Here is an 823-nt window from a genome sequence, read left to right as displayed (position 1 = left end):
CGCCCCCGCCCTGCTGGTACGCCCCCTACCTCGGCGCCAAGGACTTCAAGAAGAAGATGTCCACGGACATCGAGAGCCAGATGAACGCACCCGGCATGGGCGGCCACGCAGGCGCGGCACTCAGCGAGCTGCAGCGCCACTACGAGGACGAGTACGGCTGGACCAACACCCCCGGCTACAAGGACTACAACGTCGAGAACGACGGCAAGGGAATGTTCTGGGCCGCCGTCGAAAACCCCAACGAGCCCGACCTCCTCAAGCGGAGTTCATGCAACGACCTCCCCTTCTGGGTCGACAACGGCGAGGCCCCGCCGCCCCAGTACGAACAGGCCATCACCCCGGAGATCCTCGCGGCCCTCGCCTACCAGCACATGGAGCTCCCGGACACCAAGGTCACCCTGGCCCCCCAGGCCACGACCAAGGTGAACCTGCCGACATGGGCATGGCTCGACAAGGCTGTCTTCGACGAGGTCCAGGCCACGGCGGCCCTCAACGTCCCCGGCTTCAACGTCCAGGCCACCACCACAGCCAAGCCGGTCGCCCTGAAACTGGAGCCGGGCACCAAGGACGCCGAGACCTACCCGGCCTCCGGCGAGTGCGCCATCAACACCGACGGCTCCATCGGCGAACCGTACGCCAAGGGCAAGGCCGACCAGACCCCACCCTGCGGCCTCAAGTACCTCCGCTCCTCAGGCGACACCACGTACAAGCTCCGCGCCACCATCACCTGGGAAATCACCTGGACCGGCACCGGCGAAGCCGGCGGCGACCTCCCCAACGGCACCTTCGGCAACGACCAGGCCGTCACCGTCCAGGAAATCCA

At 67.0% G+C, this 823-nt stretch carries 1 protein-coding gene; it reads left to right on the top strand.

What is annotated here, in order from left to right:
- The coding region (locus tag RMT89_RS40435; RefSeq protein ID WP_315888739.1) for a hypothetical protein at positions 1–823 on the top strand (823 nt) is incomplete at both ends.

Origin of the sequence: Streptomyces sp. P17, from assembly GCF_032436805.1 — a bacterium.
GTDB lineage: Bacteria > Actinomycetota > Actinomycetes > Streptomycetales > Streptomycetaceae > Streptomyces.
The sequence above is the reverse complement of the archived record's forward strand: the minus strand, read 5'-3'. Positions and strand labels throughout refer to the sequence as shown.